This is a genomic window from Celeribacter indicus (genome assembly GCF_000819565.1).
Lineage (GTDB): Bacteria > Pseudomonadota > Alphaproteobacteria > Rhodobacterales > Rhodobacteraceae > Celeribacter > Celeribacter indicus.
On the sequence record NZ_CP004393.1, the window covers coordinates 1,217,244 to 1,244,171 of the forward strand.

A 26,928-nucleotide genomic window follows, 5' to 3' on the forward strand; every position below is an offset into this window, starting at 1 on the left:
TTATGAAAGATTAATTTTTTTTAACCTTGCTGCGGGATTTCGCTTTTCCGGGCTGTTGCGGCGCCGGGAGCCGGGCCGGACCCGACTCGGGTCTCCCAAATCTCTGGCCGTGGGGGAAAATTTTTGCCAGACTGCGCGCAAGGCAAGAGCAATCGCCGCCGGAGACCGGGAACCGGCATACCGCGGCGCATGGGGCAGTCGGGATGACATCACCGGGACAAGCCGGCCGAAAGGGCCGTTTCGCGGCGCGGTGCGTGGCGCCGGGCGTCGCGCTGGGCCTTGCGCTGTGGGGGGCCTCCGCCGCGCCGCTCCGCGCGCAGGAGGCGCCGGCGGTGAAAAGCCCGCCCGCCGTGGCCGAGGCCGCGCCGGACTGGCCCGTGGTGCGTCCGAAGCGGATCGGCGTGCCGACTGCGGCGCGGGCGGGCAATCTCATCACCGTGCAGATCCGGCCGGGGCCGAAGACGGTGACGGCGCCGCCGAAGCCGCAGCCCGCCGCGGCGCCGGACCCGGCGCCCGTGCCGGCGGAGCTTCTCGACTGGTACTGGAGCGCGGTGCCGCACGACCTCGGCGGGGCGGGGCCGGAACGGTTCGTCGCGGCGCTGGCGGCGCTCGACCTCGATCCCGGCCAGAGCATCCCGCGGCCGAACTTTCAGCACATCACGACGCTCGCGAACCGCTACGGCGCCTCGCTGCTGGCGCATTCCATAGGGACGAATGTGAGCCCGGCGCTCGCGCTCGCGGTGATGGCGGTCGAATCCGCCGGCGATCCCGATGCGGTGAGCGGCGCCGGGGCGCAGGGGCTGATGCAGCTCATCCCGGCGACGGCGGAGCGTTTCGGCGTGGACGCGCGCGACCCGGACCAGAACATCCGCGGCGGGATCGCCTATCTCGACTGGCTGATCCGCGAATTCAACGGCGACGTGGCGCTGGCGCTTGCAGGCTATAATGCGGGCGAGAACGCGGTGAAGGCGAACAACGGCCCGCCGCCCTATGCCGAGACCCGCGCCTATGTGCCGAAGGTCCTCGCCGCCTGGCAGGTGGTGCGCGGGCTCTGCCTGACCCCGCCCGAGCTGTATTCGGACGGCTGCGTCTTTGCGACGAACGCGGTGAGGGCGTCGAACTAGATCGACATCTTCTTGAAGACGGCCTCGGGGATGAGGCGGATCACGAGCATGATGTAGCGCCAGAAGAAGGGCGTGTAGATCACGTTGCGCCGTGTCGCGACGGCGCGGAGGATGTCGCGCGCCACCGCGTCGGGGGAGGCGACGAGGAACATGCCGTCTGTGCCCCATGTCATCGCGGTGTCGACGAAACCGGGCTTCACCGTCACCACATGGCCGCCCGCCCGCGTGAGGCGGTTCCTGAGGCCGGAGAGGTAGGTGGCAAAGCCCGCCTTGGCCGAGCCGTAGACGTAATTGCCGATCCGCCCCCGGTCGCCCGCGACGGAAGCGACGCCGACGACCGTGCCCGCGCCGCGCGCCTCGAGCTGCGGGGCGAGCAGGGTGAGGAAGGTGGCGGGGCCGGTGTGGCTGTCCGCGATCACGCCTGCGATGAGCGCCGGGTCGGCGTCGAGCGCGGACTGGTCCGGCATGGAGCCGACGAAGACGGCGCAGTTGAGCGTGCCGGGAAGATCGGCGGCCGTCGCGACGATCGGGGCGAAGGTCTCCGCGTCGCGCGCGTCGAAGCGCATCGCGTGCGCGCCTGCCGCGCCGCGCGCCCGGCAATCGGCGGCGGTGGCCGCGAGGTCTTCCATGTCGCGCCCGCAGAGGAGGAGCGTCGCGCCCTGCGCCGAGAGCCGCCGCGCCAGGGCGCGCGCCATGGCGGAGGAGGCGCCGAGGAGGATCCAGACCTGTGCCGTCATGCCGTGCGCTCCGGGTCGCGCAGGCCGAGGCGGCGCACGAGATCGGTTTCATAGAGCCGCTCCGGGTCGGCCTTTTCGACGGCCTCGCGCCATTTGTCGCGTTCGGGATACATGCCCGCGACCTGCCCGGCGGTGGCGATACCGTCCTTCGCGAAATAGATCCGCCCGCCCGCGTCCGCGGTCATGTCGGTGAGTTCGGAGAGGAGATCGGCGGCGCCGGGGCGGTTCGGGACATCGACGGCGAGCGTGTAGCCCTCCATCGGGAAGGAGAGATAGCCGCCGCTGCCCGCGCCCATCTTCTTCAGCACGGCGAGCGGGGAGGCCCGGCCGGAGCCGCCGATCCGCTCGAGCATCTGGCGCAGCACTTCGGCGCGGGCGGGCGGCAGGACGCATTGGAACTGGTAAAAGCCCGCCTTCCCATAGAGCCGGTTCCAGTCGCGGATCCGGTCGAGCGGGAAGAACGGGCCGTCGAGGGGCTTCACGCCGGTGCGGCCCTGGGTGGGGATGCGGTGGTAGTAGAGCGTGTTGAAGCCGCGCACCACGGGGGCGGAGAGCGCCCAGCCCGGCGCGTCGCAGGGGACGGAGGCGGTGCCGCGCCGCGGCTTGCGGGGGAGGAGGCCGGCGGCGATCTCCCCCTCCTCGAGGATGCCGCGCCCGAGCCGCGCGCCGGTGGCGGCGGCGTCGATCCAGCCGACGGTATAGTCGCTGCGGCTGTCGTCGAGGGCATGGAGGAAGGCGTCGAGGTCGGGCATCCGCCGCTCGCTCAGCACCATCGCGTCGCCCGTGCAGGGCATGAGCCGGATCTTCGCGGTGGCGATCGCCCCGGTCTGGCCGAGCCCGCCGAGGGTGGCGCGCCAGAGCGCGCCGGAGCGCGGTGTGATCCTGCGGCGGCGCGGTCCCTGGAGGAGGACGATCTCCGTCACATGCTGGCCGAAGGAGCCCATGACGTGATGGTTCTTGCCATGCACGTCATTGGCGATGCAGCCGCCGACCGTGGCGAAGCCGGTGCCCGGCATGACCGGCGGGATCCAGCCGCGTCCGGCGAAGGCGCGGCACAGGTCGCCGATCGGCAGGCCCGCCTCGACCTCGACGATCCCGGTTTCGGGATCGAAGTCCAGGATGCGGTCGAGCCGGGTCATGTCGCAGGCGCGCCCGCCGTGGTTGAGCGCTGCATCGCCGTAGGAGCGGCGCATGCCGACGGCCGGGGCGGGGGTGTCGGCCATGAGGCGGGCGAGGGCGGTTTGGCGTTCGGGGCGCGCGATCTGCCCGGTGGCGGAGAGGGCGCGGCCCCAGCCGGTCTGGCGGCGGTCAGTCCAGGGCATCGGAGATCCTTCTTGAGTGGCGTTCCGCGACGGGGAAGACGGCGGCCCCGATCGCGATGGCGAACCAGAGCGTCGTGAGGCGGATGAGGACGGTCGCGGGGACGGAGACCGCGAGCGGCACGCCCTCGAGCGACAGGAGCGCGACCATGGCCGCCTCCGCCCCGCCGAGGCCGCCGGGCGCGCCGGTGAGGCCGCCCGCGAGCGTCGCGAAGAGAAAGATCGCGATGGCCGTGGCCGCGGAGACCCCGGCGCCCATCCAGTGCAGCAGCAGGAAGAAGGCGAGCCCCTCGGCCAGCCATCCGAACAGCGCGAGGACCGAGCCCCGGAGCAGCACCCCGCCCGAGGCGAAGGGCGCGAGCGCCCGTGCGGCGCGGCGCAGCCGGGCGAAGAGGCGGCCGAACCGGCCGGTGGCGCGGTGGCCGAGGCGCGCGAGCGCCGCCAGAAGCCGCGGGCGGGTGGCGAGCACGGCGGCGAGCAGGGCGAGGGCCAGCACCGGCCCCCCGCCCGCGATCCGAAGGCCCGAGGCCAGGACCGCCGCCCCCGTCAGCACCGCCATCGCCGCAAGGTCGGAGGCGCGGTCGACCAGCAGGAGCGGCGCGGCGCGTTCGAAGGCGACGCCCGTCTCCCGTGCGATCCAGCGCATCCGCACCAGCTCGCCCAGCCGTCCGGGCGTGACCGCCATGGCGAAGCCGCCGAGGAAATGGCGCAGGTTCGCCCGAAGCCCGAGGCCAAGCCCGATATGGCGGGCGAACAGGTGCCAGCGCAGCCCGCGCGCTGCGTAATTCGCCAGCGACAGGAGAAGCAGCAGCCCGACCTGCCACGGCGCGAGTTTGGCGACCTGCGCGCGCGCCTCCGCCCATCCGGTCGCGGAGACCGCCCCGGCCAGCCCCAGCACGACGAGAGCCAGAAGCCCGGCCATCACCGCGCCCTCGCGCAGCGGGCTGCGGCGGGACGGGGGACGGGGCTGTTCGAGACTCGGTGTCATTCTGCGGCCGGGCGTGACGGGGCGGGAATGGCCCGATGACTAGAAAACAATTTGGGCGATATTGTGATGCTGTTCGGGAAAACCGGACAATCGGCGCGGACAGCGTGCGGCGGGCCCGGTGCCGGGCGCCGCCTGCCGCTTTTTGCTGCCTGAAATACTCAATCGACGATGGTCGCCTCGGTGGCGGCGCGCAGCTCCTCCTCGGTGACGCCGTCGGCGAGTTCGACGATCCTCAGCCCGCCCTCGACCACGTCGAGCACGCCGAGATTGGTGATCACCCGGTCGACCACGCCCGCGCCGGTCAGCGGCAGGGTGCATTCATGCAGCAGCTTGCTTTCGCCATGCTTGTTGGTGTGGTCCATCACCACCACCACGCGGCCGACGCCCGCGACCAGATCCATCGCGCCGCCCATGCCCTTCACGAGCTTGCCGGGGATCATCCAGTTGGCAAGGTCGCCCTTCTCGTCCACCTCCATCGCGCCGAGGATGGCCGCCGCGATCTTGCCGCCGCGGATCATGCCGAAGGACATGGAGGAGTCGAAATAGGCGGTGTTCGGCAGTTCCGTGATCGTCTGCTTGCCGGCGTTGATGAGGTCGGGATCCTCCTCCCCCTCATAGGGGAAGGGCCCCATGCCGAGCATGCCGTTCTCCGACTGGAGCGTCACGCTCACCCCCTCCGGGATGAAGTTCGGCACCAGCGTCGGAATGCCGATCCCGAGGTTCACATAGGTGCCGTCCTCGAGCTCCTGCGCGGCGCGTGCCGCCATCTGATTGCGGTCCCAGGGCATTGTCTTTCCTCCTTTTCCCCTCCGAGGGGTATCTCTTGCGCGGTCAGGCCGGACCGGCGCCGATGGTCTCGTATGCGGTGAGGACCATGCGCGTCGCGGCGGAGATGCCGGCGGGCGTGAGCCTGCGCAGGTCCGGGTCGTAAAGCCTGTTTCCCGCCGCCGGGCCGGTGAGCAGTTCGAAGGCGGGGGCATAGTCGACATCCTCATGCGCAGCGGCAAATTCTCCGGCGGCGGCGCGCAGGACGGATGTCGCGTGAGTCGCCGCGCTGAGCCGCTCCATGTCTGCCGCCGCGGCGGGTGGCACGGGGGAGAGCATGAGCAGCAGGCGGATGCCGGGGCGCAGCGTTGTCAGAAGAGCGCGCAGAGCGGCCAGATCCGCGCGCAGTTCCGGCAGGGTCGGGGCGCGCTCCGCAGGGGCGGCGGGGCCGTCCCCGGCCGTGCCATGCTCCGGCATCGCCGCCGGGCCGAGCGTCAGGACAAACAGATCGGCATCGGCGAGCGCCCCGCGCAGCGCCGCGAGGTGATCCGCCTGCGCCGGCCGCATCGTCTCCGGACTGTCTCCGCCGGCCGGGGATCTGTTTGGGGGCTGCGGCGCGCCGGCCCGCCCGTCCCGGTGCCGCACCGGTCCGGCGGGTGCGATCTCCCCCGTCGCCTCGCGCAGCCGTCTCAGCATGTGGCGCAGGCTGTCGGCGCTGTCGTCGCAGGCGGGGGAAAGCTCGCGGTCCCGCGCCTCCGCGTCGCGTCTCTCCTCCGGCGCGGGCTCAGCCTCGGTCACCGTCCAGCCGCGGTTTGCCAGCGCGCGATGGAGATGCTGCGAGAGACCGCCTCCCGCCGTCACGATCCGCGTGTCCGGGCCGACCGCGAATTTCGGCACGAACAGCGCCTCAATCGCCTCGGGAGGCTGAAGCGCGACGCCCGATCGCCAGAAGGCGCGGGACGGAAGGTGATCGTAGGGAGACCCCATGCGCCTGCGATCCGGCTCAGGCCGCCGGGCGGGGCCGGGTGGTGCGCTGTTCGATCCGCTTCTCGTGCTCGCCCTGTATGAGGCGGTGCACGTAGATGCCGGGCAGGTGGATGCAATCGGGATCGAGCGTGCCGGTCGGCACGATCTCCTCGACCTCCATGATGCAGACCCGCCCGCACATCGCCGCCGGCGGGTTGAAGTTGCGCGCGGTCTTGCGGAAGATCGCGTTGCCGGTCTCGTCCGCCTTCCAGGCCTTCACGATGGAAATGTCGGCAAAGATGCCTTCCTCGAGGATATAGGTCTCGCCGCCGAAATCCTTGTGCTCCTTGCCCTCGGCGATCTGCGTGCCGACGCCGGTCTTGGTGTAGAAGCCGGGAATGCCGTGGCCGGCGGCGCGCATGCGCTCCGCAAGCGTGCCTTGCGGGTTGAATTCGAGCTCCAGTTCGCCCGACAGGTACTGGCGCATGAATTCCGCGTTCTCGCCCACGTAGGAGGACATCATCTTGCGGATCTGCCGCGTCTCGAGCAGCTTGCCGAGGCCGAAGCCGTCCACGCCGGCATTGTTGGAGGCGACGGTCAGATCCTTTACCCCGCTTTCCACCACCGCGTCGATCAGCAGCTCGGGGATGCCGCAGAGGCCGAACCCGCCCGCCGCGATCAGCATCCCGTCGAACAGGAGCCCGTCGAGCGCCTCTCCGGCGCTGCCGTAGATCTTCTTCATGTCTCTCTCCCTCAGTCTTTGCTTGCCCGGATTGGACGCAAAAGCCATCCGGAAGTCAATGACATGCTGCACCTGCACGGAAGACGGGTTGAAAGCGCCCTGCGGCAGGTCCTATTCAAGCGGGAGAATTGAACGTCCCCGCGCAGGAGAGAAAGATGAAGATCTTCCCAGCTTCCGGAAAACCGGGCAGTCCGGATGTCGCCGCCTTTTACGAGAAGACGACCGGGTCATGGCAATATGTGGCCTCCGATCCGGCGACGAAAGCGGCGGTGATCGTCGATCCGGTGCTCGATTTCTCGCCCGAGGCCGGGGCTACATGGACCGCGAGCGCCGACGAGATTCTCGCCTATGTCAGGGAGGAAAGGCTTAATGTCCTCTGGGTGCTCGATACCCATCCGCATGCCGACCATTTCTCGGCGGCGCATTACCTCGCGACGGAACTCTCGGTGCCGCAGGCGATCGGGGAAAAGGTGCTCGAGGTGCAGGATCTCTGGGCCGACCTCTATGCCGAGGACGATCTCGCCGGGCATCCCGAATACTGGGAGCGGCTGTTCCGGGACGGCGACAGGTTCGATATCGGCGATCTCGCGGCGGAGGTGATCCTGTCGACCGGGCACACGCTTGCCTCCGTGTCCTACCGGATCGGCGACGCGATCTTTGCCCATGACACGTTCATGATGCCCGACAGCGGCACCGCGCGGGCGGATTTCCCCGGCGGCTCGACCGGAGAGCTGTGGGACACGCTTCAGACCCTCCTCGCGCTGCCGGGCGACACGCGGGTCTTCGTCGGGCATGATTACGGCAAGGACGGGCGCGATCCCGACTGCATGGCGGTGGTGGCGGAGCACAGGCGCGCCAATATCCACGTGAAGGACGGCACCGACCGGGAGGAGTTCGTCGCCCTGCGCGCGGCGCGGGACGCGACGTTGCCGCTGCCGAAACAGATGCTCCATGCGCTTCAGGTCAATATCCGGGGCGGCCGGCTGCCGGAGCCCGACGGGCAGGGGCGGGCGGTGTTCCGCATTCCGGTGAACCGTTTCGCGCCGCAGGCGTGAGGGGGATTGAAGAGTGACATGGAAAGGGCGCCCGCGGGGGCGCCCTTCGCTCAGGTGGCGGATTTCTTCGCGGCCGCCTTCTTTGCCGCCGGTTTTTTCGCGGTCTTCTTCTTTCCGCCCTTCGCGGCCTTTTCCGCGATGAGCGCGACCGCCTGGTCCATGCTCAGATCCTCGGGCTTCACGTCCTTCGGCAGGGTCGCGTTCACCTTTCCCCATTTGACATAGGGGCCGTAGCGCCCGTCGAGCACCTGGACGGGGCCGCCCTCCTCGGGATGCTCGCCCAGCTCCTTCAGCGGCTTGGCCGCCGCGGACCGCCCGCGCCCCGGATTGTTGCGCTTCTCGGTGATGAGCTCGACCGCGCGGTTCATCCCGATCTCGAACACGTCGTTCGGATCCTTGAGATTGGCGTAGACGGGCTTCGCCTCTCCGGGCATCTGGTGCATCAGGTAGGGGCCGAAACGTCCGAAATTGGCGGAGATCGTGCCGCCCTCGGGATGCGCGCCGATCTCGCGCGGCAGGCTCAGGAGGGTGAGCGCCTTCTCGAGATCCATGTCCTCGGCGCGCCAGCCCTTCGGCAGGGACGCGCGGTCGGGCTTCTTGTTTTCCTCGCTCACCTCGCCGCGCTGCACATAGGGGCCGAAGCGGCCGGAGCGCAGGGAGATCTCGTTGCCCGCCTCGTCCATGCCCAGCACGCGGTCGCCGTTTTGCTCCTCCCCGCCGCCGATGGGGCGGGTGTAGCGGCATTCGGGATAGTTCGAACAGCCGACGAACCCGCCCGAGCGGGAGGTCTTGAGGTGAAGCTGGCCGGTGCCGCAGAGCGGACAGATGCGCGGGTCGGTCCCGTCCTCGCGCGGCGGGTAGAGCGTCGGCGCCAGCGCATCGTCGAGCTTGTCGAGCACTTCGGAAATGCGCAGCTCGCTCGTTTCCTCGATGGCGGCATGGAAGTCGCGCCAGAATTTCGCGAGCACTTCCTTGTAGTCGAGATCGCCCGCGGAGATCTCGTCGAGCTCCTCCTCGAGATTGGCGGTGAATTCGTAGCCGACGTATTTGCGGAAGAAGTTCATCAGGAAGACGGTGACGATCCGGCCCTTGTCCTCCGGGATGAGGCGGTTTTGTTCCTTGCGCACATATTCGCGGTCCACGATCGTGGAGAGCACGGAGGCATAGGTCGAGGGCCGGCCGATGCCGAGCTCCTCCATCCGCTTCACGAGGGTCGCCTCGGTGTAGCGCGGCGGCGGCGCGGTGTGGTGCTGGAGCCCCAGCACGGCATCCTGTCCGCCCAGGACGGCCTCCTTCCCCTCGGCCTGCGCGGCGAGCCCGCCCGCCACCTTCTTCACCGCCTCGCCCTGCGTGATCTGCGGCAGGCGGCCCTCGTCGTCCTCCTCCACATCGTCGCGGCCCTCGGTATAGACCGCCATGAACCCGTCGAAGACGACGACCTGGCCGGTGGCGCGCAGCACCACCTCGCCGTCGTCGGAGGCGATGTCCACCGTGGTGCGTTCGAGCCGGGCCGTCTCCATCTGGCAGGCGATGGTGCGTTTCCAGATCAGGTCGTAGAGCTTGCGCTGGTCGGCGTCGGAGAGGCTCACGCTGTCGGGGGAGGCGAACATGTCCGTGGGGCGGATACATTCGTGCGCCTCCTGCGCGTTCTTCGCCTTGTTCTTGTAGAGGCGCGGCGAGCCGGGGACGTACTTCTCGCCGTAGCGCGCCTTGATCGCCTCGCGGGCCTGGCTCACGGCCTCGGGCGCCATGTCGATGCCATCGGTCCGCATGTAGGTGATGAGGCCCGCCTCGTAGAGACGCTGCGCGGCGTTCATCGTCTGGCGTGCGCCCATGCCGAACTTGCGGCTCGCCTCCTGCTGGAGCGTCGAGGTCATGAACGGCGCCGAGGGGTTGCGCGTGCCGGGTTTCGCCTCGACGGAGGAGACCGTGAGGGCGCGCGAGGACACCGCCTGCACCGCCATTTCGGCGCTCATCCGGTCCTTGAGGTCGAACTTGTCGAGCTTCCTGCCCGAAAGCTGCGTGAGCCGCGCCTCGAAGCTCTGGCCGCGCGGGGTTTCGAGCAGCGCCCTGACCGACCAGTATTCCTGCGGGTTGAACGCTTCGATCTCCATCTCGCGCTCGACGATGAGCCGCAGGCAGACGGATTGCACGCGGCCGGCGGAGCGCGCGCCGGGCAGCTTGCGCCAGAGCACGGGCGAGAGGTTGAAGCCCACGAGATAGTCGAGCGCGCGGCGGGCCAGATAGGCCTCCACGAGGTCCTCGTCGACCTGGCGGGGATGTTTCATCGCCTCGAGGATCGCGGGCTTGGTGATGGCGTTGAAGGTCACGCGGGAAACGGCGGTCGTCTTCTTGATCGCGCGGCGCTTGGTCAGCGCCTCCTGGAGGTGCCAGGAAATCGCCTCCCCCTCGCGATCGGGGTCGGTGGCGAGGATCAGCGCGTCGTCGTCCTTGAGCGCGTCGGCAATGGCCTTCACATGTTTGCGACTGTCCACGCCGATCTCCCATTCCATCGCGAAATCGTGGTCGGGATCGACCGAGCCGTCCTTGGGCGGAAGGTCGCGGACATGGCCGTAGGAGGCGAGAACGGTGTAATCCTTGCCGAGGTATTTGTTGATCGTTTTGGCTTTCGCCGGGGATTCAACAACGACGACTGGCATGGACTGTCCTTCATGGTCTGGAATTGCGGGCCTTATGGCGGCGCAAAATGGGCTTGGCAATCACGGATTGTCAATGCGGCAGGATGCGGTTCGGTTGCAAATCGCCGTGGGATGCGCCGTGCGGCTGGATCTGTGGGCAATATAGGCACGGTGTCAGCCAAGTGCCAGAAGACCGCCCGGTTTGCGCGCGATCCGGCCCTCGAGTTCGAGCGCGAGGATCTCCGGGGAGACGAGATCGGCGGGGGCGCCGATGTCGCGGATCAGGTCGTCCTCCGGCAGCGGCGCGCTTGCCAGGCGGGAGAGGATCTCGCCATGCAGCGCCGCGTGATCGGTGAGCGAGCGGCGTTCCGGCGGCGGGGCAGGGACGTGGCCGGCGGGGGCCGGTCTCTCCCCGGCGGGGGGCGCGGGCGGCGCGGCGGCGGCGAGGGCGTCGATCACGTCCTGCGCGCCGCGCACGAGCACGGCGCCGTCGCGCAGCAGGCCGTTGCAGCCCGAGGCGCGCGCGTCGAAGGGATGGCCGGGCACCGCCATCACCTCACGCCCCTGGTCGAGCGCGTTGCCCGCGGTCAGCAGCGAGCCGGAGCGCGCGGCGGCCTCCACCACCACGGTGGCGCGGGCGAGGCCGGAGACGATCCGGTTGCGCATCGGGAAATGCCGCGCAAGGGGCTTCATGCCGAAGGGCTGTTCCGAGAGGAGCAGCCCGCTTTCCCCGATCCGGCGGTAAAGCTGCGTGTTTTCCGCCGGATATATCATGTCGATCCCACCCGCGAGCACCGCGATCGTGCCGGTGCCGAGCGCGGCCTCATGGGCGGCGGCGTCGATGCCGCGGGCGAGGCCGGAGACGATGGCGAAGCCTTCGGCGCCGAGGTCGCGGGCGAGGGTGCGGGCGAAGCGCAGGCCGAGGGAGGAGGCGTTGCGCGCGCCGACGATGGCGAGGGCGGGACGGCCGAGCAGCGACAGGTCGCCCTTTGCCCAGAGGAGCGGCGGCGCGTCCTCGATCAGCGCGAGAAGGGGCGGATAGGCGGGCTCTCCGCGGGCCACGAGCCGTGCTCCGGCGCGGCGCCCGGCGCGCAGTTCCGCGGCGATCACGGTGTCGGGGCAGGGCTGGTAATCGGAGACGCCGGCGGCGCGGGCGATCTCCGGCAGGGCAGCGAGCGCCGCCTCGGCCGAGCCGTGCTCCCGCATCAGCCGGTAGAATGTGGTCACGCCGACACGGCGGGAGCGCAAGAGGCGGAGCCAGCGGGCCCGATCTTCCTCGGTGTGGGGTGGGGTGAGGGGGTGGTGGGAAGGGATGAACTCCAATGGACCAGCTCTCTCCGTCTCTTGCCCCTTCAGATATCCCCCAAATTGGTTAACGAGCGGTTAGCGGAGTCCGGGAAGATCGAAAAAAATCGCCGCGCGCCGATTTTTCGAGTTTCACGGGGATAAAGGGGCGCGCGGCGGCGCCTCCTTTCATCCCGCGGAGCGAAATCCCGCCTCAGGTCGCGGAGCCGCCGACCGTGAGTCCGCCGATCAGGAGCGTCGGCTGGCCGACGCCCACGGGCACGGACTGGCCCTGCTTGCCGCACATGCCGACCCCCGGATCGAGTGCCATGTCGTTGCCGATCGCGCGCACATGCTTCATCGCGGTCGCGCCGTCGCCGATCAGCGTCGCGCCCTTCACCGGTGCGCCGATCCGGCCGTCCTGCACGCGGTAGGCCTCGGTGCAGTTGAAGACGAACTTGCCGTTGGTGATGTCGACCTGCCCGCCGGAAAAGCCCACGGCATAGATCCCGTCCTTCATGTCCGCGACGATCTCCTCGGGGGCTGCGTCGCCGCCGAGCATGTAGGTGTTGGTCATCCGCGGCATCGGGGCATGGGCAAAGCTCTCGCGCCGGCCGTTGCCGGTCGGCTCGACCCCCATGAGGCGCGCGTTCTGGCGGTCCTGCATGTAGCCGACGAGGATGCCGTCCTCGATCAGCGTGGTTTTCGAGCTCGGCGTGCCCTCGTCGTCGACGGTGAGCGAGCCGCGCCGGTCGGGGAGCGTGCCGTCGTCGAGCACGGTGACGCCCCGCGCCGCGACCTGCTGGCCCATCAGGCCGGCGAAGGCCGAGGTCTTCTTGCGGTTGAAATCGCCCTCGAGCCCGTGGCCCACCGCCTCGTGCAGCAGCACCCCCGGCCAGCCCGGCCCGAGCGCCACGTCCATCACCCCGGCGGGGGCGGGTACGGCCTCGAGATTGACGGTGGCGATCCGCAGCGCCTCGCGCGCGACGGGCTTCCAGTGGGCGGGATCGACGAGGCCGGTCAGGCCGAAGCGCCCGCCGCCGCCGGCGTTGCCGCTTTCGCGCCGCCCCGCCTGTTCGACGATGACGGAGATCGACAGCCGCGCGAGCGGGCGGATGTCGGAGACGAGCGTGCCCTCCGGCCGCAGGATGAACACCTCCTGGTGGGAGGCCGCGAGCGAGGCGCTGACCTGGACCACGCGCTTGTCGAGATCGCGCAGGTAGGCGTCGATCTCGGAGAGGGTCTCGATCTTGGCCTCGAAGGATGTGCCCTCGAGCGGGTTCTCGTCGGTGTAGAGGCGCAGGTTGGTCGCGCGCGGCCCCTCGGCCAGCGTGCCGCCGCCGTCGCCCACGGCGAGCCGGGCGGTTTCCGCCGCGCGCCGGATCGCCGCCTCGGAAATCTCGGTCGAATGGGCATAGCCCGCGGTCTCGCCCCGCACGGCGCGCAGGCCGAATCCCTCTGAGGCGTCGTAGGAGGCCGTGCGAATCCGTCCGTCATCGAAAACGAGCCCCTCGGATGTGCGCCGTTCGAGGAACAGTTCGCCGTCATCGGCGCCTTCGACGGCATCGCGCAGAGTCGACAGGGCGCTGTCGCGATCGAGTGTATCTGTAAATGGTTCAAAACGTCGCACAGGCACGGATTTTTCTCCCTCGGGGCTTGATCCGGATCAAAAAAACCGCTCAAAGCGGAGCAGAATTCTTGTCCCATCTGGCCTAATATGGTTTCTGATGGAGCAGACTCAAACGAAAATGCTCCCGGTTGAACGGGGCTGCGGCGCGAGGGGTGAGATCCTTGGTCGCAACACTAGGGAAGAGACTATGCGCACATATCCCCTTCGGGCCGCTCTTTCGGCCGCATTTCTCACTACCATCGGTGCGGCTCAGGCCATCGCCCAGGACACCGGCGATCTCGTCGGGGAGCCTATCAACGGCAAGATGGGATTCCAGCCCGCGGCGACCGAGCTCGCCCGCGACCTGCACGGCCTCGACCACATGCTCACGATCATCACCGCGGTGATCGTCGCCTTCGTCACGCTGCTGATCCTGTGGGTCGTGGTGCGCTACAACGCCCGCGCCAACAAGACCCCGGCGAAATTCACCCACAACACCCCGATCGAGGTGGCCTGGACGCTTCTGCCGATTCTCATCCTCGTGGTGATCGGCGCCTATTCGCTTCCCGTCCTGTTCAAGCAGCAGGAAATCCCGGACGGCGACATCTATATCAAGGTGACGGGCTATCAGTGGTACTGGGGCTACGAATATCCCGACGAGGGCATCGCCTTCGACAGCTACATGATCGGCCAGCCGGCGACGGGCGGCGAGTACCGGCGCACGCCCGAGGTCGAGCAGATGCTCGTCGACGCGGGCTATACGCCGGACCAGTTCCTCCTGGCGACGGACACGCAGGTCGTGGTCCCGGTCGGCAAGACGATCGTGATGGGCGTGACCGGCGCGGACGTGATCCACAGCTGGACCATCCCGGCCTTCGGCGTCAAGCAGGACGCCGTGCCCGGCCGCGTCGCGGAGCTGTGGTTCAAGGCGGAGCGCACCGGCACCTTCTTCGGCCAGTGTTCCGAGCTTTGCGGCAAGGACCACGCCTATATGCCGATCACGGTGCGCGTCGTGACCGAGGAGGAATACGAGACCTGGCTCGAGGGCGCGCGCGAGGAATATGCCAGCGCGGAAACCGCGCCGCGCACGGTCCGGCTCGCCTCCGCCGACTGAGCGGCGACGCAACGAGACGAAGGGCAGGGGCGGAACCACCGCCCCGCCCGCATATGCAAGACCCACGCACGAAAGCCCCCGTCCGATCAAGAGGCAAAGCCCGGATCGCGGCGGGGCAGATGAATAGGCACAGGCGATGACTGACGCGACGATCATTCTGGACGACGACCGGGAGGCGGGTTTCGGCGATTACCTCGCCCTCCTGAAGCCGCGGGTGATGTCGCTCGTCGTCTTCACGGCCTTCGCGGGGCTCGTCGTCGCCCCCGGCGGCATCCATCCCTTCCTCGGCTTCTTCGCGGTGCTCTGCATCGCCATCGGCGGCGGCGCCTCGGGCGCGCTCAACATGTGGTATGATGCCGATATCGACCGGGTGATGAAACGCACGAAGGACCGGCCGATCCCCGCCGGCCGGATCGCACCGGAGGAGGCGCTGGGCCTCGGCCTCGTGCTTTCGGGATTCGCCGTGGTCATGCTCGGCCTCGCGACCACCTGGGCGGCGGCGGCGCTGCTGGCCTTCACCATCTTCTTCTATGCCGTGGTCTACACGATCTGGCTCAAGCGCGCGACGCCGCAGAACATCGTGATCGGCGGCGCGGCGGGGGCCTTTCCCCCGATGATCGGCTGGGCGGCGGTGACGGGCGACGTCTCGCTCTCCTCGGTGCTGATGTTCCTGCTCATCTTCATGTGGACGCCGCCGCATTTCTGGTCGCTCGCGCTGTTCATGAATTCGGATTACGACAAGGCGAAGGTGCCGATGCTGACCGTGACCCACGGCAAGCGCGCGACCCGGACCCATATCCTCGTCTACACGGTGATCCTCGCGCTCACCGCCGCCGCGCTCTTCGTCACGCCGATCGCCGGCTGGGCCTATCTCGCGGTGTTCCTCGTCATGAACGGGCTGTTCCTCGCGGGCGCGGTGAAGCTCTACCGCCGCGACGAGGCGGAGGCGGAGGCCGACGGCTACCGGGCGGAGCGCGCCTTCTTCAAGCTGTCGCTCGTCTACACGTTCCTGCATTTCATGGCCCTGATGGCCGACAAGGCGCTTTTTGCCTTCGGGATCGGAGGCCCGTTCTGATGGCGATCACGAAACTCCACGAAATCCACGACCGCCGCCGCTCGCGCAATGTGGGCCTCGGCCTCGCGCTCGGCATCTTCGTGCTGCTGATGCTGGGGCTGACGGTGGTGAAGGTGACCGTGCTCGATCCGTCGCGCATGGCGCAAGAGGAGGTCGCGCGGTAATGGCGCTCCGGGGCCCGCAGAAGACGGTGGTGCAGCTTGTCGGCGTGGTCGTCGTCATGGGCGCGCTCGCCTGGGCGGCGGTCCCGTTCTACAGCTGGTTCTGCCGGGTGACGGGCTTTGGCGGCACCACCGCGCAGGCCGCCGAAGGCTCCGACGTGATCCTCGACGAGACGATGAAGATCCGCTTCGTCGCCAATACCGATCCCGACATGCCCTGGGAATTCAAGCCGGTGCAGAACACGATGGACCTGCGCATCGGCGAGACCGGCCTGGCCTTCTACGAGGCCTACAACCCGACAGACCGGGTGATCGGCGGGACGGCCTCCTACAATGTCGCGCCCTACGAGGCGGGCGGGTTTTTCACGAAGATCGACTGTTTCTGTTTCACCGAACAGGCCCTGGAACCGGGCGAGCGGGTGCTCATGCCGGTGACCTTCTACGTCGATCCCGACATCACCACCGACAGGGACGCGAAATATGTCCATCGCATCACCCTGTCCTACACGTTTCACGAAGCGGATCTGCCCGAGGATTACGCCGCCTATGACGACGGCGCGCCGAAGGCCAGCGATCTCAACTAACCCCGCACGGGGCCACTACCTCAAGGGAGAGGGACGCATATAATGGCGCATGAAAAGAACCACGACTACCACATCCTGCCGCCGTCGCCCTGGCCGCTGATGGCCGCCGTTGCCGCCTTCATCATGCTTTTCGGGGCGGTGATGTGGATGGCCAACGACAATCCTTACATCTTCCTCGTGGGCTTCCTCGGCACGCTTTACGTGATGTGGAGCTGGTGGGGCGACACGATCCGCGAAAACGAGGCGGGCGACCATACGCCGGTGGTCCGCATCGGCCTGCGCTATGGCTTCATCCTCTTCATCATGTCGGAGGTGATGTTCTTCGCGGCGTGGTTCTGGGCCTTCTTCAAGAACGCGCTCTACCCGATGTGGACCTATGCCGGCACGGAATACGCGCGGCCGGAGATCGTCCCCGTCGACGCCTTCCACCTGCCGCTGATCAACACGCTGATCCTGCTGTGTTCGGGCGCCGCCGTGACCTGGGCGCACCACGCGCTCGTGCATGGCAACGTCCGCAAGGACCTGGTCGCGGGGCTTGCCATCGGCGCCGGGCTCGGCGGCATCTTCACCGTCTTCCAGGCCTATGAATATTACGAGCTTCTCGTGCACGAGGGCTGGACCTTCGGCGGTGATTTCTTCTTCGGCTCCTTCTTCATGGCCACCGGCTTCCACGGTTTCCACGTCATCATCGGGACGATCTTCCTGCTCGTCTGCCTCGTGCGGGCGATGAAGGGGCATTTCACGCCGGAGGACCACATCGGTTTCGAGGCCGCCGCATGGTACTGGCACTTCGTCGATGTGGTGTGGCTTTTCCTCTTCGTCGTGGTCTATATCTGGGGCCAGTAAGCGCCCGGTTGTCCGAGACACGATTTCCGACGGATATGAAGGGCGCGGGATCCGCGCCCTTTTTCCGTGGGGCGGTCCGGGCAGTTGTCATGGAGGGGACATGGTTCGACGGATGATCTTCCCGCTCGCGATCGGGCTGATCGGCTGCGCGATCCTCATCGCGCTCGGCACCTGGCAATTGCGCCGCCTCGAGTGGAAACAGGGCGTGCTCGCGGAGATCGAGGCGGAGATCGGCGCGGAACCGGTCGCGCTGCCCGAGGACATCGACCCGTCGATGAAATACCTGCCCGTCCGGGTGGCGGGCGTGATCGGGGAGGAGGAGCTTCATGTGCTGGTGTCGCGCAAGCAGATCGGCGCGGGATACCTGATCGTCGCCCCCTTCACCACGGAGGACGGGCGGCGCGTTCTGCTCGACCGCGGCTTCGTCGGGGACATGGAAAAGGACGCGGAGCGGGAGACGGGCGCGGCGACGGTGACGGGCAACCTGCACTGGCCCGACGACATGAACAGTTCGACGCCGTCGCCCGACCTCGGGCGGAACATCTGGTTCGGACGGGACATTCCGGCGATGGCCGCGGCGCTCGGCACCGAGCCCGTGCTGATCGTCGCGCGCGAGGCGACCGGGCCGGGGATCGAGCCGATGCCCGTGGGCACGGAGGGCATCCCGAACGACCATCTGCAATATGCGATCACGTGGTTTTCGCTCGCCGCCGTCTGGTTGGGGATGACACTGTTTCTGTTGTGGCGTATCAGGGCCAGAACTGTCTGACGAGCGGAGACCATGCGTTACATCTCGACCCGCGGCGATGCGCCGGTGCTGAATTTCGAAGAGGCCATGCTCACCGGGCTCGCCTCCGACGGCGGGCTCTACGTGCCCGAGACGATCCCGACGATGAGCGCGGCGGAGATCGCCGCCATGGCCGGCCTGCCCTATGAGGAGATCGCCTTCCGCGTGATGCGTCCCTTCGTCGGCGACACGTTCGGCGACGAGGAATTCCGCGGGATCATCGCGCGGGCCTATGCGGGCTTCGGCCATGACGCGCGCGCGCCGCTGGTGCAGCTCGGTCCGAACCACTTCCTGCTGGAGCTGTTCCACGGGCCGACGCTCGCCTTCAAGGATTTCGCGATGCAGCTCATCGGCCAGCTCTTCCAGGCGGCGCTGTCGCGGCGGGGCGAGCATGTGACCATCGTCGGCGCCACCTCGGGCGACACCGGCTCCGCTGCGATCGAGGCGTTCAAGGGCCTCGACAACGTGGATGTATTCATCCTGTTCCCGAACGGGCGCGTTTCCGACGTGCAGCGGCGCCAGATGACGACGCCGCCCGAGACCAATGTGCACGCCCTGGCGGTCGAGGGCGATTTCGACGATTGCCAGGCTGCGCTCAAGGAGATGTTCGCGGACATCGGCTTCCGCGACCATGTGAAGCTCGCCGCGGTGAATTCGATCAACTGGGCGCGGGTGCTGGCTCAGGTGGTCTATTACTTCTCCTCCGCGCTGTCGCTCGGCGCGCCGCATCGCAAGGTGTCCTTCACCGTGCCGACGGGCAATTTCGGCGACATCTTCGCGGGCTATGTCGCGAAACGCATGGGCCTTCCGGTCGAGACGCTGGTGATCGCGACGAACCAGAACGACATCCTGCACCGCACGATGGAAACCGGCGCCTATACGAAGGAGGGCGTCGCCCCCTCGATGAGCCCCTCGATGGACATCCAGGTCAGCTCCAATTTCGAGCGCGCGCTGTTCGACGTCTACGACCGGGAGGGCGCGGCCATCGCGCAGCTCATGGACGAGCTGAAGTCGGGGCAGTTCGCGATCAGCCAGGGCGCGATGGAGCGGCTGCGCGACATCTTCGCCTCCGGCCGTGCCTCCGAGGAGGAGACCACGGCCACCATCGCGGCGATGCACGCGCGCACGGGCGAGGTGCTTTGCCCGCATACCGCCGTCGCGGTCAAGGTCGCGGAGGAACATCTGGGGTCCGAGCCGATGATCACGCTGTCGACCGCGCATCCGGCGAAGTTCCCGGCCGCCGTGGAGGCCGCCTGCGGGATCCATCCCGCGCTGCCCGAGCGCATGGCGGACCTTTTCGCGCGCGAGGAACGTTTCACCGTCGTGCCGAACGACCTCGACCGGCTGAAATCCCTGATCAAGGAGCGTCTTGCTTGAGTCCCCGCCTCCATACCTTCCCCAACGGTTTCCGCGTCGTCACCGAACTGCAACCCTCGATGCAGAGCGCCGCTGTCGGCGTCTGGGTGCTTGCGGGCGGGCGGCACGAGCGGATCGAGCAGAACGGGATCGCGCATTTCCTCGAACACATGGCGTTCAAGGGCACGACGCGGCGCAGCCCGCTGGAAATCGCGGAGGTGCTCGAGAATGTCGGCGGCTATCTCAACGCCTATACGACGCGGGAGACGACGGCCTATTACGCGCGGGTGCTGAAGGACGACGTGTCGCTCGCGCTCGATGTGATCGGGGATATCGTGCTCAATCCGGTGTTCGATCCTCATGAGCTCGAGGTCGAGCGCGGCGTGATCCTGTCGGAGATCGGCCAGTCGCTCGACACGCCGGATGACGTGATCTTTGACTGGTTGCAGGAAGCGGCCTATCCGCGCCAGCCGCTCGGGCGCACGATCCTCGGCCCGGCGGAGCGGGTGAGCGCGTTTTCCCGCGACGATCTCGCGGGCTTCGTCGAGGAGCATTATTCGCCGGAGCGGATGATCCTTTCGGCCTCGGGCAATGTCGATCACGACCGCATCGTCGCGGAGGCGGGGGAGATTTTCGGCGGGCTCAGGCCGCATGGGCAGGACCACGCCGATCCGGCCCGGTTCGAGGGCGGCGAATTCCGCAAGGTGAAGAAGCTCGAACAGGCGCATTTCACGCTCGCCTTCGAGGGGCCGGGCTATCGCGATGCCGACATCTACGTGGCGCAGGCGGCGACCACCGCCCTGGGCGGGGGGATGTCCTCCCGGCTGTTCCAGGAACTGCGCGAACGCCGCGGCCTCTGCTACACGATCTACGCCCAGTCCGGCGCCTATTTCGACACCGGGCTCACGACGATCTACGCCGGCACCTCGGGCGAACAGGTGCGCGAACTGGCGGAGGTCACGATCGACGAGATGAAGCGCGCCGCCGGGGAGATGACGGCCGAGGAGGTCGACCGCGCGCGGGCGCAGATCAAGGCCGGGCTCCTGATGGGGCTGGAGAGCCCGTCCTCGCGCGCCGAGCGCAATGCGCGGATGATAGGCATCTGGGGCAGGGTGCCGCCGCTCGAGGAAACGGTGGCGCGGATCGACGCGGTGACGCTCGATCAGGTGCGGGCCTTCCTGGCGGCCTCCGGCACGGGCCGGGCCTCCATGGCGCTGTACGGACCGGTGAAATCCGCCCCGGAGCTCGAGGATCTGCGCGAGAGGTTCGCCGCCTGATGCTCAAGCGCCGTCCGAAGGTCAGGATCGACACGGAGCGCCTCGTGCTTCGCCTGCCGCAACATTCGGACTATCGCGACTGGTCCCGGCTGCGCGCGGAAAGCGCGGCCTTCCTGCAACCCTCGGAGCCGACCTGGTCGGAGGATCACCTCTCGCGCAAGAGTTTCACGAACCGGGTCTTCTGGGCGGAGCGCAGCGCGCGCAGCGACAGCGCCCTGCCGCTGTTCCTGATCCGGCGGGAGGATGCGGCGCTTCTGGGGGCGGTGACGCTCGACAACATCCGCCGGGGACCGGCGCAGATGGGCACGGTGGGCTACTGGATCGGCGCGCGGTACGCCCGCCACGGCTACATGCGCGAGGCCGTGACGGCTCTCCTGCACCATGCCTTCACCCGGCTCGATCTCAGCCGGATCGAGAGCGCCTGCCTGCCGGAGAACACCGCCTCGCGCGGTCTGCTCGAGAAATGCGGCTACAAGTACGAGGGCGTGGCCCAGGCCTATCTCCAGATCAACGGGCGCTGGCGCAACCATGTGCTCTATGCCGCGCTGCGCCACGACCGGCGCGGTCCGACGCAGATCGGGCTGGCCTGACGCGCACGGCCTTGTGAAGAGGCGTGACGGGGGATTCGCCGCTATCCTCTGCCCGTTCGAGCGGCGGGAGAGCGCGATGCGGTCGGCATTTTACGGTCTGTCTTTCGGAGTTCTGGCCTCTGCCGCGGCGGCGCAGGAGGGGGCGGAGCGGATCCCAAGTCACTGTCAGGCGCTGGCACAGGAGACGCCGGGTGTCGACTATCTGTGGAAGGCCGCGGTCGGAGAGCCGCTGCCGGAGGACACGGTCCGCATCCATTATATCGCCCATGCCATGCTCGCCATCGAGGCCGGAGACATTTCCGCCGTCACCGATTTCAACGGCTATATCGGCGCGACGGGCTGGCTGCCCGACGTGGTCACGATGAACCACGCGCATTCGAGCCATTACACCACGAACGTGCCCGAGGGCATTCCGCATGTGCTCGAGGGCTGGGGCGAATTCGGCAAGGGGGCGGAGCACGATCTCGATCTCGGCGCGATGCGCATCCGCAATGTCACGACGGATATCCGCATGGGCGGCGGGCGGGAGGAGAGCGGCAATTCGATCTTCCTTTTCGAGGCGGCGGGGCTCTGCATCGGCCATCTCGGCCACCTGCATCAGGAACCGTCGGAGGAACAATATGCCGCGATCGGGCGGGTCGATGTGCTGATGGCGCCGGTCGATGGCGGCTATACGATCCCGGTCGACCTGATGGCGCGGATCGTGGAGCGGATGCGCTCCTCCATCGTGATCCCGATGCACTGGTTCTCGCGCTACGGGCTCGAACGGTTCCTCGACGAGATGGGCGAGCAGTTCCAGGTGATCGAGACACAGGGGCCGGAACTGCTCGTCTCCCTCGACCGCCTGCCGCAGCGGCCCACCATCATGGTGCTCGAGCCGCAAATGCTTTCCGATTGAGACCCGCGGCGCGGCGGGGTACACCTTCGGGCAAAGGACGTCCCGATGCCCAAGACCGCTTCTCCCGCCTTCCTCCAGACCCTCGAAGAGAGCCTGCCGCCCGGCAGCCTGCGTGCGCTGCGCGAGGGCGAGCTGGCCGATCCGCGCGGGCGTTATCAGGGGCAGGCCGCGGTCGTGGCGCGGCCGGCCACGGTGGAGGAGGTCGCAACGGTCCTGCGCGTCTGCAACGCGGCGGAGGTGGGGGTCGTGCCGCTCGGCGGCGGCACGGGGCTGGTGCTCGGGCAGGTGCTCCACGAGGGGCCCGCGCCGGTCGTGATCTCGCTCGAGCGCATGGCGCGGATCCGCGCGGTCTATCCGGAGGAGAACGTGATCGTCGCCGAAGCCGGTGCGATCCTCGCCGATGTGCAGGCCGCGGCGCGGGCGGCGGACCGGCTCTTCCCGCTTTCGCTCGGGGCGGAGGGCTCCGCCCGGATCGGGGGCAATCTCTCGACCAATGCGGGCGGGCTCAACGTGCTGCGCTACGGCAACGCGCGCGAGCTGTGCCTCGGGATCGAGGCGGTTCTGCCCGACGGGCAGATCCTGCACGGGCTGAAGCGGCTGAGAAAGGACAACACGGGCTACGATCTCAAGGACCTGCTGATCGGGGCGGAGGGCACGCTCGGCGTGATCACCGCGGCCTCGCTGCGTCTCTTTCCGCTGCCGGAGCGCGCCGGCGCGGCGATCTTCACCGTGGCCTCGCCGGCGGCGGCCATCGGGCTGCTGCGGCTCGCACAGCGGCTCGTGGGGGAGGAGATCTCCGCCTTCGAACTGATCTCCGGCGTCGGGCTGCGCTTCCTCGCGGAGACGTTCCCGGCCGTGCGCCAGCCCTTTGCCGTGCCGCCGGACTGGTCGGTGCTGGTCGATCTCGGCGTCTCCGGGGCCTCCGATCCCGACGCGATGCTCGCGGCGGTGTTCGAGGCGGCGCTGGAGGCGGGTCTCGTCAGCGACGGCGTGATCGCCCAGAGCGAGGCACAGCGCCAGGCCTTCTGGGCCGTGCGCGAGAGCATTCCGCTCGCCAACAAGGCGGTGGGCGCGATTTCCTCGCATGACATCTCGGTGCCGATTTCGCGGATCCCGGAGTTCATTCCCGAGGGGCAGCGGCGGTTGCAGGCGCTCGGCGAGATCCGGGTGAACTGTTTCGGGCATCTGGGCGACGGCAACCTGCATTACAACGCCTTTCCGGCACAGGGCCGCGACAGGTCGGACTACGACGCGATTCGCGGCGAGGTCGCGCGCGTGGTCCATGACCTCGTCGCCGAATATGACGGTTCCTTCTCCGCCGAGCACGGGGTCGGGCGGCTCAAGGTCGGGGACCTCGAACGCTATGGCGACCCCACGGCGCTCGCGGCGATGCGCGCGATCAAGAAGGCGCTCGATCCCAAGGGCATCATGAATCCCGGTGCGGTCCTGCGCGGCTGAGGCGGCGGGAGAGGCATTGCTGCGGAAAGGGAAGGCCGCCCGACGTTGGGGGGGTGGTCGGGCGGCCGATGTGAAAGGTTTCACATGTGGTGCAAACAGCGTCCCGGCTCCTTCGGGACGGGTTCACTTTCGCCCGACTTCGTTACCAAACCGTTTACGTCGCGAAAATAGATGCAATTCTTTTCACGCCCCGTCGAACCGGCAAAGGGCGTGAATGTCGTAGCCCAGTTCCTCGAGCTTCCTGCGGCCGCCGAGATCCGGCAGATCGACGATGAAGGCGCAACCGACGATCTCTCCGCCGAGCCGTTCGACGAGCCGGATCCCCGCCGCCGCCGTGCCGCCCGTCGCGAGCAGGTCATCGACCATGAGCACTTTCTCCCCGGCCTCGATCGCATCGTGATGGATCTCGACCACGGCCTCGCCGTATTCGAGCTGATAGTCCTCCGAGATCACCGCGCCGGGAAGCTTGCCCTTCTTGCGGATCGGGACGAAGCCGATGGACAACTGGTGCGCGATCGCCCCGCCGAGGATGAAGCCGCGCGCCTCGAGCCCCACGACCTTGTCGATGCGCTGGCCGACATAGGGATCGAGAAGCTGGTCGACGGCGAGGCGCATCCCGCGCGGATCGGCGAAAAGCGTGGTGACGTCGCGAAACAGGATGCCCTCGTGCGGGAAGTCGACGATGGTGCGGATATAGTCGCGGACGGTCTTCGTCTGCATCGGATCACCCTTTCAGCACACGACCCGCCACGGTCGAGAGTTTCGAGACCAGTGCGGGGTCGCGCTTTTCCGGGGCGGTCATGATCGCATGTTCGAGCGCGCGGTCGCAGCCGTGGGGGCAGGGGGCATGGGTCGCGCCGAGAAGGCCGGGCAGGGCGGCGACGAGCGCCTTCGCATTGGCGGTGTTCGCCCTGAGCGTCGCGAGGATATCGGTGATCTCCACCGCGCCGTGACCGGGATGCCAGCTGTCGTAATCCGTCACCATCGCCACGGAGGCATAACAGATCTCCGCCTCCCGCGCGAGTTTTGCCTCGGGCATGTTGGTCATGCCGATCACGTCGCAGCCCCAGTCGCGATACATCCTGCTTTCGGCCACCGAGGAGAATTGCGGACCTTCCATCGCCAGATAGGTGCCGCCCCGGTGGACGGAGACGCCGGTCCCGCGCGCCGCCTCGAAGGCGATGTCCGACAGGCGGTCGCAGACCGGATGCGCGACAGAGACATGCGCCACGCAGCCGCTCGTGAAAAAGGATTTCTCCCGCGCGAAGGTGCGGTCGATGAACTGGTCGACGATGACGAAATCGCCCGGCGCCATCTCCTCGCGGAACGAGCCGACGGCGGAGACGGACACGAGATCGGTGACGTCGAGCTGTTTCAGCGCGTCGATATTGGCGCGGTAGTTGACGCTCGAGGGGCCATGGACATGGCCGCGCCCGTGGCGGGGCAGAAAGGCCATCCTCACCCCCGACAGCACGCCGGTGAGAACCGCGTCGGAGGGCGCGCCCCAGGGGGTCTCCACGCTCTGCCATCGTGCCTCCTCGAGACCCTCGATCTCGTAGACTCCTGATCCGCCCATCACGCCGATCACGCGTTCCATGCCTTGCCTCCGCCGTCTCCGTTGCGCGGGGCGAGTTTGCGGTGCCGCGCCGCGGCACGCAAGCGGCAAAAGCGACGCGGCGGGGCTTTCCCGGCTCTTGCCAAAGCTCCGGGGACCTCTTTACATGCCGCCCACCTTGCATGGGGCGGAGGAGCGATGCGGATCGAGTTCGACAGGGGGCCCGGCGGGCGCGGTGCGGTCTTCGACGGCGCGCGGGAAATCGTGCGCGCGGAGCGGCCGGAGCAGGTCGAGGCGGCCTTTGCGCGGCTCGCGGCGGCGCAGTCGGGCGGCGCCTGGCTCGCCGGCTATTTCACCTATGAGCTCGGCTATTGCTTCGAGCCGCGGCTCCTGCCGTGCCTTCCGCGGGAGCGGCACTGGCCGCTTCTGGAGGTCGGGCTCTATGACGCGCCGGGCGGGCCCGTGCGGCGGCGCGCGGCGGCGCACGGCGGCACGTCCCTCCGCCCGGCGTGGAGCGCCGACGACTATGCCCGCGCCTTCGACAGGGTCGCGCGGTATATCCGTGCCGGCGACATCTATCAGGCCAACCTGACCTTTCCGCTCTCCCTCGCCACCGCACTTTCGCCCCGCGCGCTCTATGACCGCCTTGCCGCCCGGCAGCCGGTCGGGCATGGCGTGCTGATCGAGTGCGGCAACGGCGACGCGATCCTGTCGCGCTCGCCCGAACTCTTCTACGAGACCGACGGGCAGGGCGGCATTTCCGTGCGGCCGATGAAGGGCACCGTGCCGCGCGGGCGCACGGAGGCCGACGACAGGGCCGCGCGGGACTGGCTCGCCGCCTCGGAAAAGAACCAGGCCGAGAACCTGATGATCGTCGATCTGCTGCGCAACGACCTGTCGCGGATTTCGGAGGTCGGATCGGTGAAGGTGCCCGATCTCTTCACCATCGAAACCTATGCGACGGTGCATCAGATGACTTCGACCGTGACCGCGCGGCTGTTGCCCGGCCTCCGCCTCGGGGATATCTTCCGCGCACTCTTTCCCTGCGGCTCCATCACCGGCGCGCCGAAGATCCGCGCGATGCAGATCCTCCGCGACCTCGAGGCGGGACCACGCGGCGTCTATTGCGGCTCGATCGGCTGGGCCGCGCCCGACGGGCGTTCCGAATTCAACGTGGCGATCCGCACGCTGGAAAAGGCGGGGGAGATCCTTCGCCTGCATGTCGGCGGCGGGGTGGTTTACGACAGCGACGCGCGGGGCGAATATGACGAGGCGCTTCTGAAGGCGCGGTTTGCCGAACTGGAGGAGGGCGGCCATGGCTGACGGGTTCCGCATCATCGAGACGCTGGGATACGCCCCCGCCGGGGGCGCAGAGCGTGCCGCGCGGCATGTCGCGCGGATGGGCCGGACGGCGGCGGCGCTCGGCATCGCCTTCGACGCGGGGCGCGCGGCGGCGCTTCTGGACGGGTTCTCCCACGAGGCGCCGCGCCGCCTGCGCCTCACGCTTGCCCGCGACGGGGCGCTGGAGCTGGAGGACGGGCCGCTCGCGCCGGCAAAGCCGCTCTGGCGTGTCGCGCTGCATGAGGCGCGGCTGTCGAGCGCCGATCCCTGGCTGCGGGTGAAGACGACCGAACGCAGCCTCTATGACGAGGCGCGCGCCAACCTGCCGGAGGGGATCGACGAATGGCTCTTTCTCAACGAGCGCGGCGAGCTCTGCGAGGGCACGATCACCAATGTCTTTCTCGAGATCGAGGGGCAGTGGCTCACGCCCGCGCTCTCGAGCGGCCTGCTGCCCGGCATCCTGCGCGAGACCCTGATCGGGACGGGCGACGTCACCGAGGGCGTGCTCACCGCCGCGGACCTGCATGCGGCGCGGCGCATCCGGGTCGGCAATGCCCTGCGCGGGCTGATCGGAGCGGAGCTGGTCGCCTGAGGGCGCGGCCGCGGGCCTGTGGCGCTCCTGCCACGCGGCCTGGCCCCGCCATGGCATTTTGCCTTT

26 protein-coding genes are annotated in these 26,928 nt (G+C 68.4%); 15 read left to right on the top strand and 11 right to left on the bottom strand.

Going from position 1 to position 26,928, the window contains the following annotated elements; all coding sequences use genetic code 11:
* The first annotated feature begins 203 nt into the window (after positions 1-203).
* Entirely contained in the window at positions 204-1,124 is a 921-nt protein-coding gene (locus P73_RS06170; protein ID WP_082033132.1) for a lytic transglycosylase domain-containing protein, read from the top strand.
* On the opposite strand, the gene P73_RS06175 is transcribed toward P73_RS06170, so the two are convergent.
* The 6 genes from P73_RS06175 to P73_RS06200 form a co-directional block, all read right to left on the bottom strand.
* On the bottom strand, positions 1,121-1,861 hold the full coding sequence (locus P73_RS06175) for an SDR family oxidoreductase (RefSeq protein ID WP_043868910.1): 741 nt from the start codon (positions 1,859-1,861) through the stop codon (positions 1,121-1,123). The genes P73_RS06170 and P73_RS06175 overlap by 4 nt on opposite strands.
* Positions 1,858-3,183, bottom strand: a complete 1,326-nt coding sequence (locus tag P73_RS06180; RefSeq protein WP_043868911.1) for an FAD-binding oxidoreductase — start codon at positions 3,181-3,183, stop codon at positions 1,858-1,860. The genes P73_RS06175 and P73_RS06180 overlap by 4 nt, the downstream gene beginning before the upstream one ends.
* Positions 3,170-4,168 (bottom strand): lysylphosphatidylglycerol synthase transmembrane domain-containing protein, encoded by a 999-nt coding sequence (locus P73_RS06185; RefSeq protein WP_052453069.1) that lies wholly within the window; start codon positions 4,166-4,168, stop codon positions 3,170-3,172. Before P73_RS06185 ends, P73_RS06180 begins: the two co-directional genes overlap by 14 nt.
* A 158-nt stretch (positions 4,169-4,326) precedes the next feature.
* Complete coding sequence (locus P73_RS06190; protein WP_043868913.1) at positions 4,327-4,956, bottom strand: CoA transferase subunit B; 630 nt, start codon at positions 4,954-4,956, stop codon at positions 4,327-4,329.
* Between the two features lie 43 nt (positions 4,957-4,999).
* Positions 5,000-5,920: a GSCFA domain-containing protein gene (locus tag P73_RS06195; protein WP_043868914.1), complete on the bottom strand. Its 921-nt coding sequence runs from the start codon at positions 5,918-5,920 to the stop codon at positions 5,000-5,002.
* 16 nt (positions 5,921-5,936) lie between these two features.
* Positions 5,937-6,641, bottom strand: coding sequence for a CoA transferase subunit A (locus tag P73_RS06200; RefSeq protein ID WP_043868915.1), 705 nt, complete (start codon positions 6,639-6,641; stop codon positions 5,937-5,939).
* Between the two features lie 155 nt (positions 6,642-6,796).
* Here P73_RS06200 and P73_RS06205 point away from each other — a divergent pair, with 155 nt between their 5' ends.
* Complete coding sequence (locus P73_RS06205; protein ID WP_043868916.1) at positions 6,797-7,696, top strand: MBL fold metallo-hydrolase; 900 nt, start codon at positions 6,797-6,799, stop codon at positions 7,694-7,696.
* A 50-nt stretch (positions 7,697-7,746) separates the two neighbouring features.
* Here P73_RS06205 and topA read toward each other — a convergent pair whose 3' ends face one another.
* The 3 genes from topA to tldD form a co-directional block, all read right to left on the bottom strand.
* Positions 7,747-10,356 (bottom strand): type I DNA topoisomerase, encoded by a 2,610-nt coding sequence (gene topA / locus P73_RS06210; protein ID WP_043868917.1) that lies wholly within the window; start codon positions 10,354-10,356, stop codon positions 7,747-7,749.
* A 153-nt stretch (positions 10,357-10,509) separates the two neighbouring features.
* A complete protein-coding gene (gene dprA, locus P73_RS06215) occupies positions 10,510-11,649 on the bottom strand; it encodes a DNA-processing protein DprA (RefSeq protein ID WP_338032919.1) in 1,140 nt (379 codons plus the stop codon).
* A gap of 184 nt (positions 11,650-11,833) precedes the next feature.
* Entirely contained in the window at positions 11,834-13,255 is a 1,422-nt protein-coding gene (gene tldD, locus P73_RS06220; RefSeq protein ID WP_043868919.1) for a metalloprotease TldD, read from the bottom strand.
* Positions 13,256-13,436: 181 nt separating this feature from the next.
* On the opposite strand from tldD, the gene coxB reads away from it, so the two are divergent.
* From coxB to P73_RS06270, 11 genes are all read left to right on the top strand, one after another.
* Entirely contained in the window at positions 13,437-14,342 is a 906-nt protein-coding gene (gene coxB, locus P73_RS06225; RefSeq protein ID WP_043868920.1) for a cytochrome c oxidase subunit II, read from the top strand.
* A gap of 136 nt (positions 14,343-14,478) precedes the next feature.
* The gene (cyoE, locus tag P73_RS06230; protein WP_043868921.1) at positions 14,479-15,417 is read left to right on the top strand and encodes a heme o synthase; all 939 of its coding nucleotides are present in this window, start codon (positions 14,479-14,481) and stop codon (positions 15,415-15,417) included.
* Positions 15,417-15,581: a cytochrome C oxidase assembly protein gene (locus P73_RS25470; RefSeq protein ID WP_139267112.1), complete on the top strand. Its 165-nt coding sequence runs from the start codon at positions 15,417-15,419 to the stop codon at positions 15,579-15,581. Before cyoE ends, P73_RS25470 begins: the two co-directional genes overlap by 1 nt.
* Entirely contained in the window at positions 15,581-16,162 is a 582-nt protein-coding gene (locus P73_RS06235) for a cytochrome c oxidase assembly protein (RefSeq protein ID WP_043868922.1), read from the top strand. Before P73_RS25470 ends, P73_RS06235 begins: the two co-directional genes overlap by 1 nt.
* Positions 16,163-16,204: 42 nt before the next feature.
* Positions 16,205-17,008 (top strand): cytochrome c oxidase subunit 3, encoded by an 804-nt coding sequence (locus P73_RS06240; RefSeq protein ID WP_043868923.1) that lies wholly within the window; start codon positions 16,205-16,207, stop codon positions 17,006-17,008.
* Between the two features lie 100 nt (positions 17,009-17,108).
* The gene (locus P73_RS06245) at positions 17,109-17,777 is read left to right on the top strand and encodes an SURF1 family protein (RefSeq protein WP_043868924.1); all 669 of its coding nucleotides are present in this window, start codon (positions 17,109-17,111) and stop codon (positions 17,775-17,777) included.
* Between the two features lie 12 nt (positions 17,778-17,789).
* Positions 17,790-19,172: a threonine synthase gene (thrC, locus tag P73_RS06250; RefSeq protein ID WP_043868925.1), complete on the top strand. Its 1,383-nt coding sequence runs from the start codon at positions 17,790-17,792 to the stop codon at positions 19,170-19,172.
* Positions 19,169-20,428 carry a M16 family metallopeptidase gene (locus P73_RS06255; RefSeq protein WP_043868926.1) on the top strand — a complete coding sequence of 420 codons (1,260 nt, stop codon included), beginning with the start codon at positions 19,169-19,171 and terminating at the stop codon, positions 20,426-20,428. The genes thrC and P73_RS06255 overlap by 4 nt, the downstream gene beginning before the upstream one ends.
* Positions 20,428-21,018 (top strand): GNAT family N-acetyltransferase, encoded by a 591-nt coding sequence (locus P73_RS06260; protein ID WP_043868927.1) that lies wholly within the window; start codon positions 20,428-20,430, stop codon positions 21,016-21,018. Before P73_RS06255 ends, P73_RS06260 begins: the two co-directional genes overlap by 1 nt.
* Before the next feature lie 76 nt (positions 21,019-21,094).
* A complete protein-coding gene (locus tag P73_RS06265) occupies positions 21,095-21,916 on the top strand; it encodes an MBL fold metallo-hydrolase (RefSeq protein WP_043868928.1) in 822 nt (273 codons plus the stop codon).
* A gap of 45 nt (positions 21,917-21,961) precedes the next feature.
* The gene (locus P73_RS06270; RefSeq protein WP_043868929.1) at positions 21,962-23,374 is read left to right on the top strand and encodes an FAD-binding oxidoreductase; all 1,413 of its coding nucleotides are present in this window, start codon (positions 21,962-21,964) and stop codon (positions 23,372-23,374) included.
* Between the two features lie 183 nt (positions 23,375-23,557).
* On the opposite strand, the gene P73_RS06275 is transcribed toward P73_RS06270, so the two are convergent.
* Positions 23,558-24,094 (bottom strand): adenine phosphoribosyltransferase, encoded by a 537-nt coding sequence (locus P73_RS06275; protein ID WP_043868930.1) that lies wholly within the window; start codon positions 24,092-24,094, stop codon positions 23,558-23,560.
* Between the two features lie 4 nt (positions 24,095-24,098).
* The gene (locus tag P73_RS06280) at positions 24,099-24,971 is read right to left on the bottom strand and encodes an S-methyl-5'-thioadenosine phosphorylase (RefSeq protein ID WP_043868931.1); all 873 of its coding nucleotides are present in this window, start codon (positions 24,969-24,971) and stop codon (positions 24,099-24,101) included.
* Between the two features lie 156 nt (positions 24,972-25,127).
* Here P73_RS06280 and P73_RS06285 point away from each other — a divergent pair, with 156 nt between their 5' ends.
* On the top strand, positions 25,128-26,252 hold the full coding sequence (locus P73_RS06285) for an aminodeoxychorismate synthase component I (RefSeq protein WP_043868932.1): 1,125 nt from the start codon (positions 25,128-25,130) through the stop codon (positions 26,250-26,252).
* Positions 26,245-26,862 carry an aminotransferase class IV family protein gene (locus P73_RS06290; RefSeq protein ID WP_043868933.1) on the top strand — a complete coding sequence of 206 codons (618 nt, stop codon included), beginning with the start codon at positions 26,245-26,247 and terminating at the stop codon, positions 26,860-26,862. Before P73_RS06285 ends, P73_RS06290 begins: the two co-directional genes overlap by 8 nt.
* Positions 26,863-26,928: the final 66 nt, after the last annotated feature.

Excerpts from the sequence above, each read along its gene's own strand:
- P73_RS06180 (WP_043868911.1), bottom strand. The coding sequence starts at position 3,183 with ATGCCCTGGACTGACCGCCGCCAGACCGGCTGGGGCCGCGCCCTCTCC.
- P73_RS06270 (WP_043868929.1), top strand. The coding sequence starts at position 21,962 with ATGCCCAAGACCGCTTCTCCCGCCTTCCTCCAGACCCTCGAAGAGAGC.
- thrC (WP_043868925.1), top strand. The coding sequence starts at position 17,790 with ATGCGTTACATCTCGACCCGCGGCGATGCGCCGGTGCTGAATTTCGAA.
- P73_RS06285 (WP_043868932.1), top strand. The coding sequence starts at position 25,128 with ATGCGGATCGAGTTCGACAGGGGGCCCGGCGGGCGCGGTGCGGTCTTC.
- coxB (WP_043868920.1), top strand. The coding sequence starts at position 13,437 with ATGCGCACATATCCCCTTCGGGCCGCTCTTTCGGCCGCATTTCTCACT.
- P73_RS06205 (WP_043868916.1), top strand. The coding sequence starts at position 6,797 with ATGAAGATCTTCCCAGCTTCCGGAAAACCGGGCAGTCCGGATGTCGCC.
- topA (WP_043868917.1), bottom strand. The coding sequence starts at position 10,356 with ATGCCAGTCGTCGTTGTTGAATCCCCGGCGAAAGCCAAAACGATCAAC.
- P73_RS06260 (WP_043868927.1), top strand. The coding sequence starts at position 20,428 with ATGCTCAAGCGCCGTCCGAAGGTCAGGATCGACACGGAGCGCCTCGTG.
- P73_RS06275 (WP_043868930.1), bottom strand. The coding sequence starts at position 24,094 with ATGCAGACGAAGACCGTCCGCGACTATATCCGCACCATCGTCGACTTC.
- P73_RS06175 (WP_043868910.1), bottom strand. The coding sequence starts at position 1,861 with ATGACGGCACAGGTCTGGATCCTCCTCGGCGCCTCCTCCGCCATGGCG.
- P73_RS06200 (WP_043868915.1), bottom strand. The coding sequence starts at position 6,641 with ATGAAGAAGATCTACGGCAGCGCCGGAGAGGCGCTCGACGGGCTCCTG.
- P73_RS25470 (WP_139267112.1), top strand. The coding sequence starts at position 15,417 with ATGGCGATCACGAAACTCCACGAAATCCACGACCGCCGCCGCTCGCGC.
- cyoE (WP_043868921.1), top strand. The coding sequence starts at position 14,479 with ATGACTGACGCGACGATCATTCTGGACGACGACCGGGAGGCGGGTTTC.
- P73_RS06280 (WP_043868931.1), bottom strand. The coding sequence starts at position 24,971 with ATGGAACGCGTGATCGGCGTGATGGGCGGATCAGGAGTCTACGAGATC.
- P73_RS06190 (WP_043868913.1), bottom strand. The coding sequence starts at position 4,956 with ATGCCCTGGGACCGCAATCAGATGGCGGCACGCGCCGCGCAGGAGCTC.
- P73_RS06265 (WP_043868928.1), top strand. The coding sequence starts at position 21,095 with ATGCGGTCGGCATTTTACGGTCTGTCTTTCGGAGTTCTGGCCTCTGCC.
- P73_RS06290 (WP_043868933.1), top strand. The coding sequence starts at position 26,245 with ATGGCTGACGGGTTCCGCATCATCGAGACGCTGGGATACGCCCCCGCC.
- P73_RS06245 (WP_043868924.1), top strand. The coding sequence starts at position 17,109 with ATGGTTCGACGGATGATCTTCCCGCTCGCGATCGGGCTGATCGGCTGC.
- P73_RS06195 (WP_043868914.1), bottom strand. The coding sequence starts at position 5,920 with ATGGGGTCTCCCTACGATCACCTTCCGTCCCGCGCCTTCTGGCGATCG.
- P73_RS06185 (WP_052453069.1), bottom strand. The coding sequence starts at position 4,168 with ATGACACCGAGTCTCGAACAGCCCCGTCCCCCGTCCCGCCGCAGCCCG.
- P73_RS06170 (WP_082033132.1), top strand. The coding sequence starts at position 204 with ATGACATCACCGGGACAAGCCGGCCGAAAGGGCCGTTTCGCGGCGCGG.
- P73_RS06240 (WP_043868923.1), top strand. The coding sequence starts at position 16,205 with ATGGCGCATGAAAAGAACCACGACTACCACATCCTGCCGCCGTCGCCC.
- P73_RS06235 (WP_043868922.1), top strand. The coding sequence starts at position 15,581 with ATGGCGCTCCGGGGCCCGCAGAAGACGGTGGTGCAGCTTGTCGGCGTG.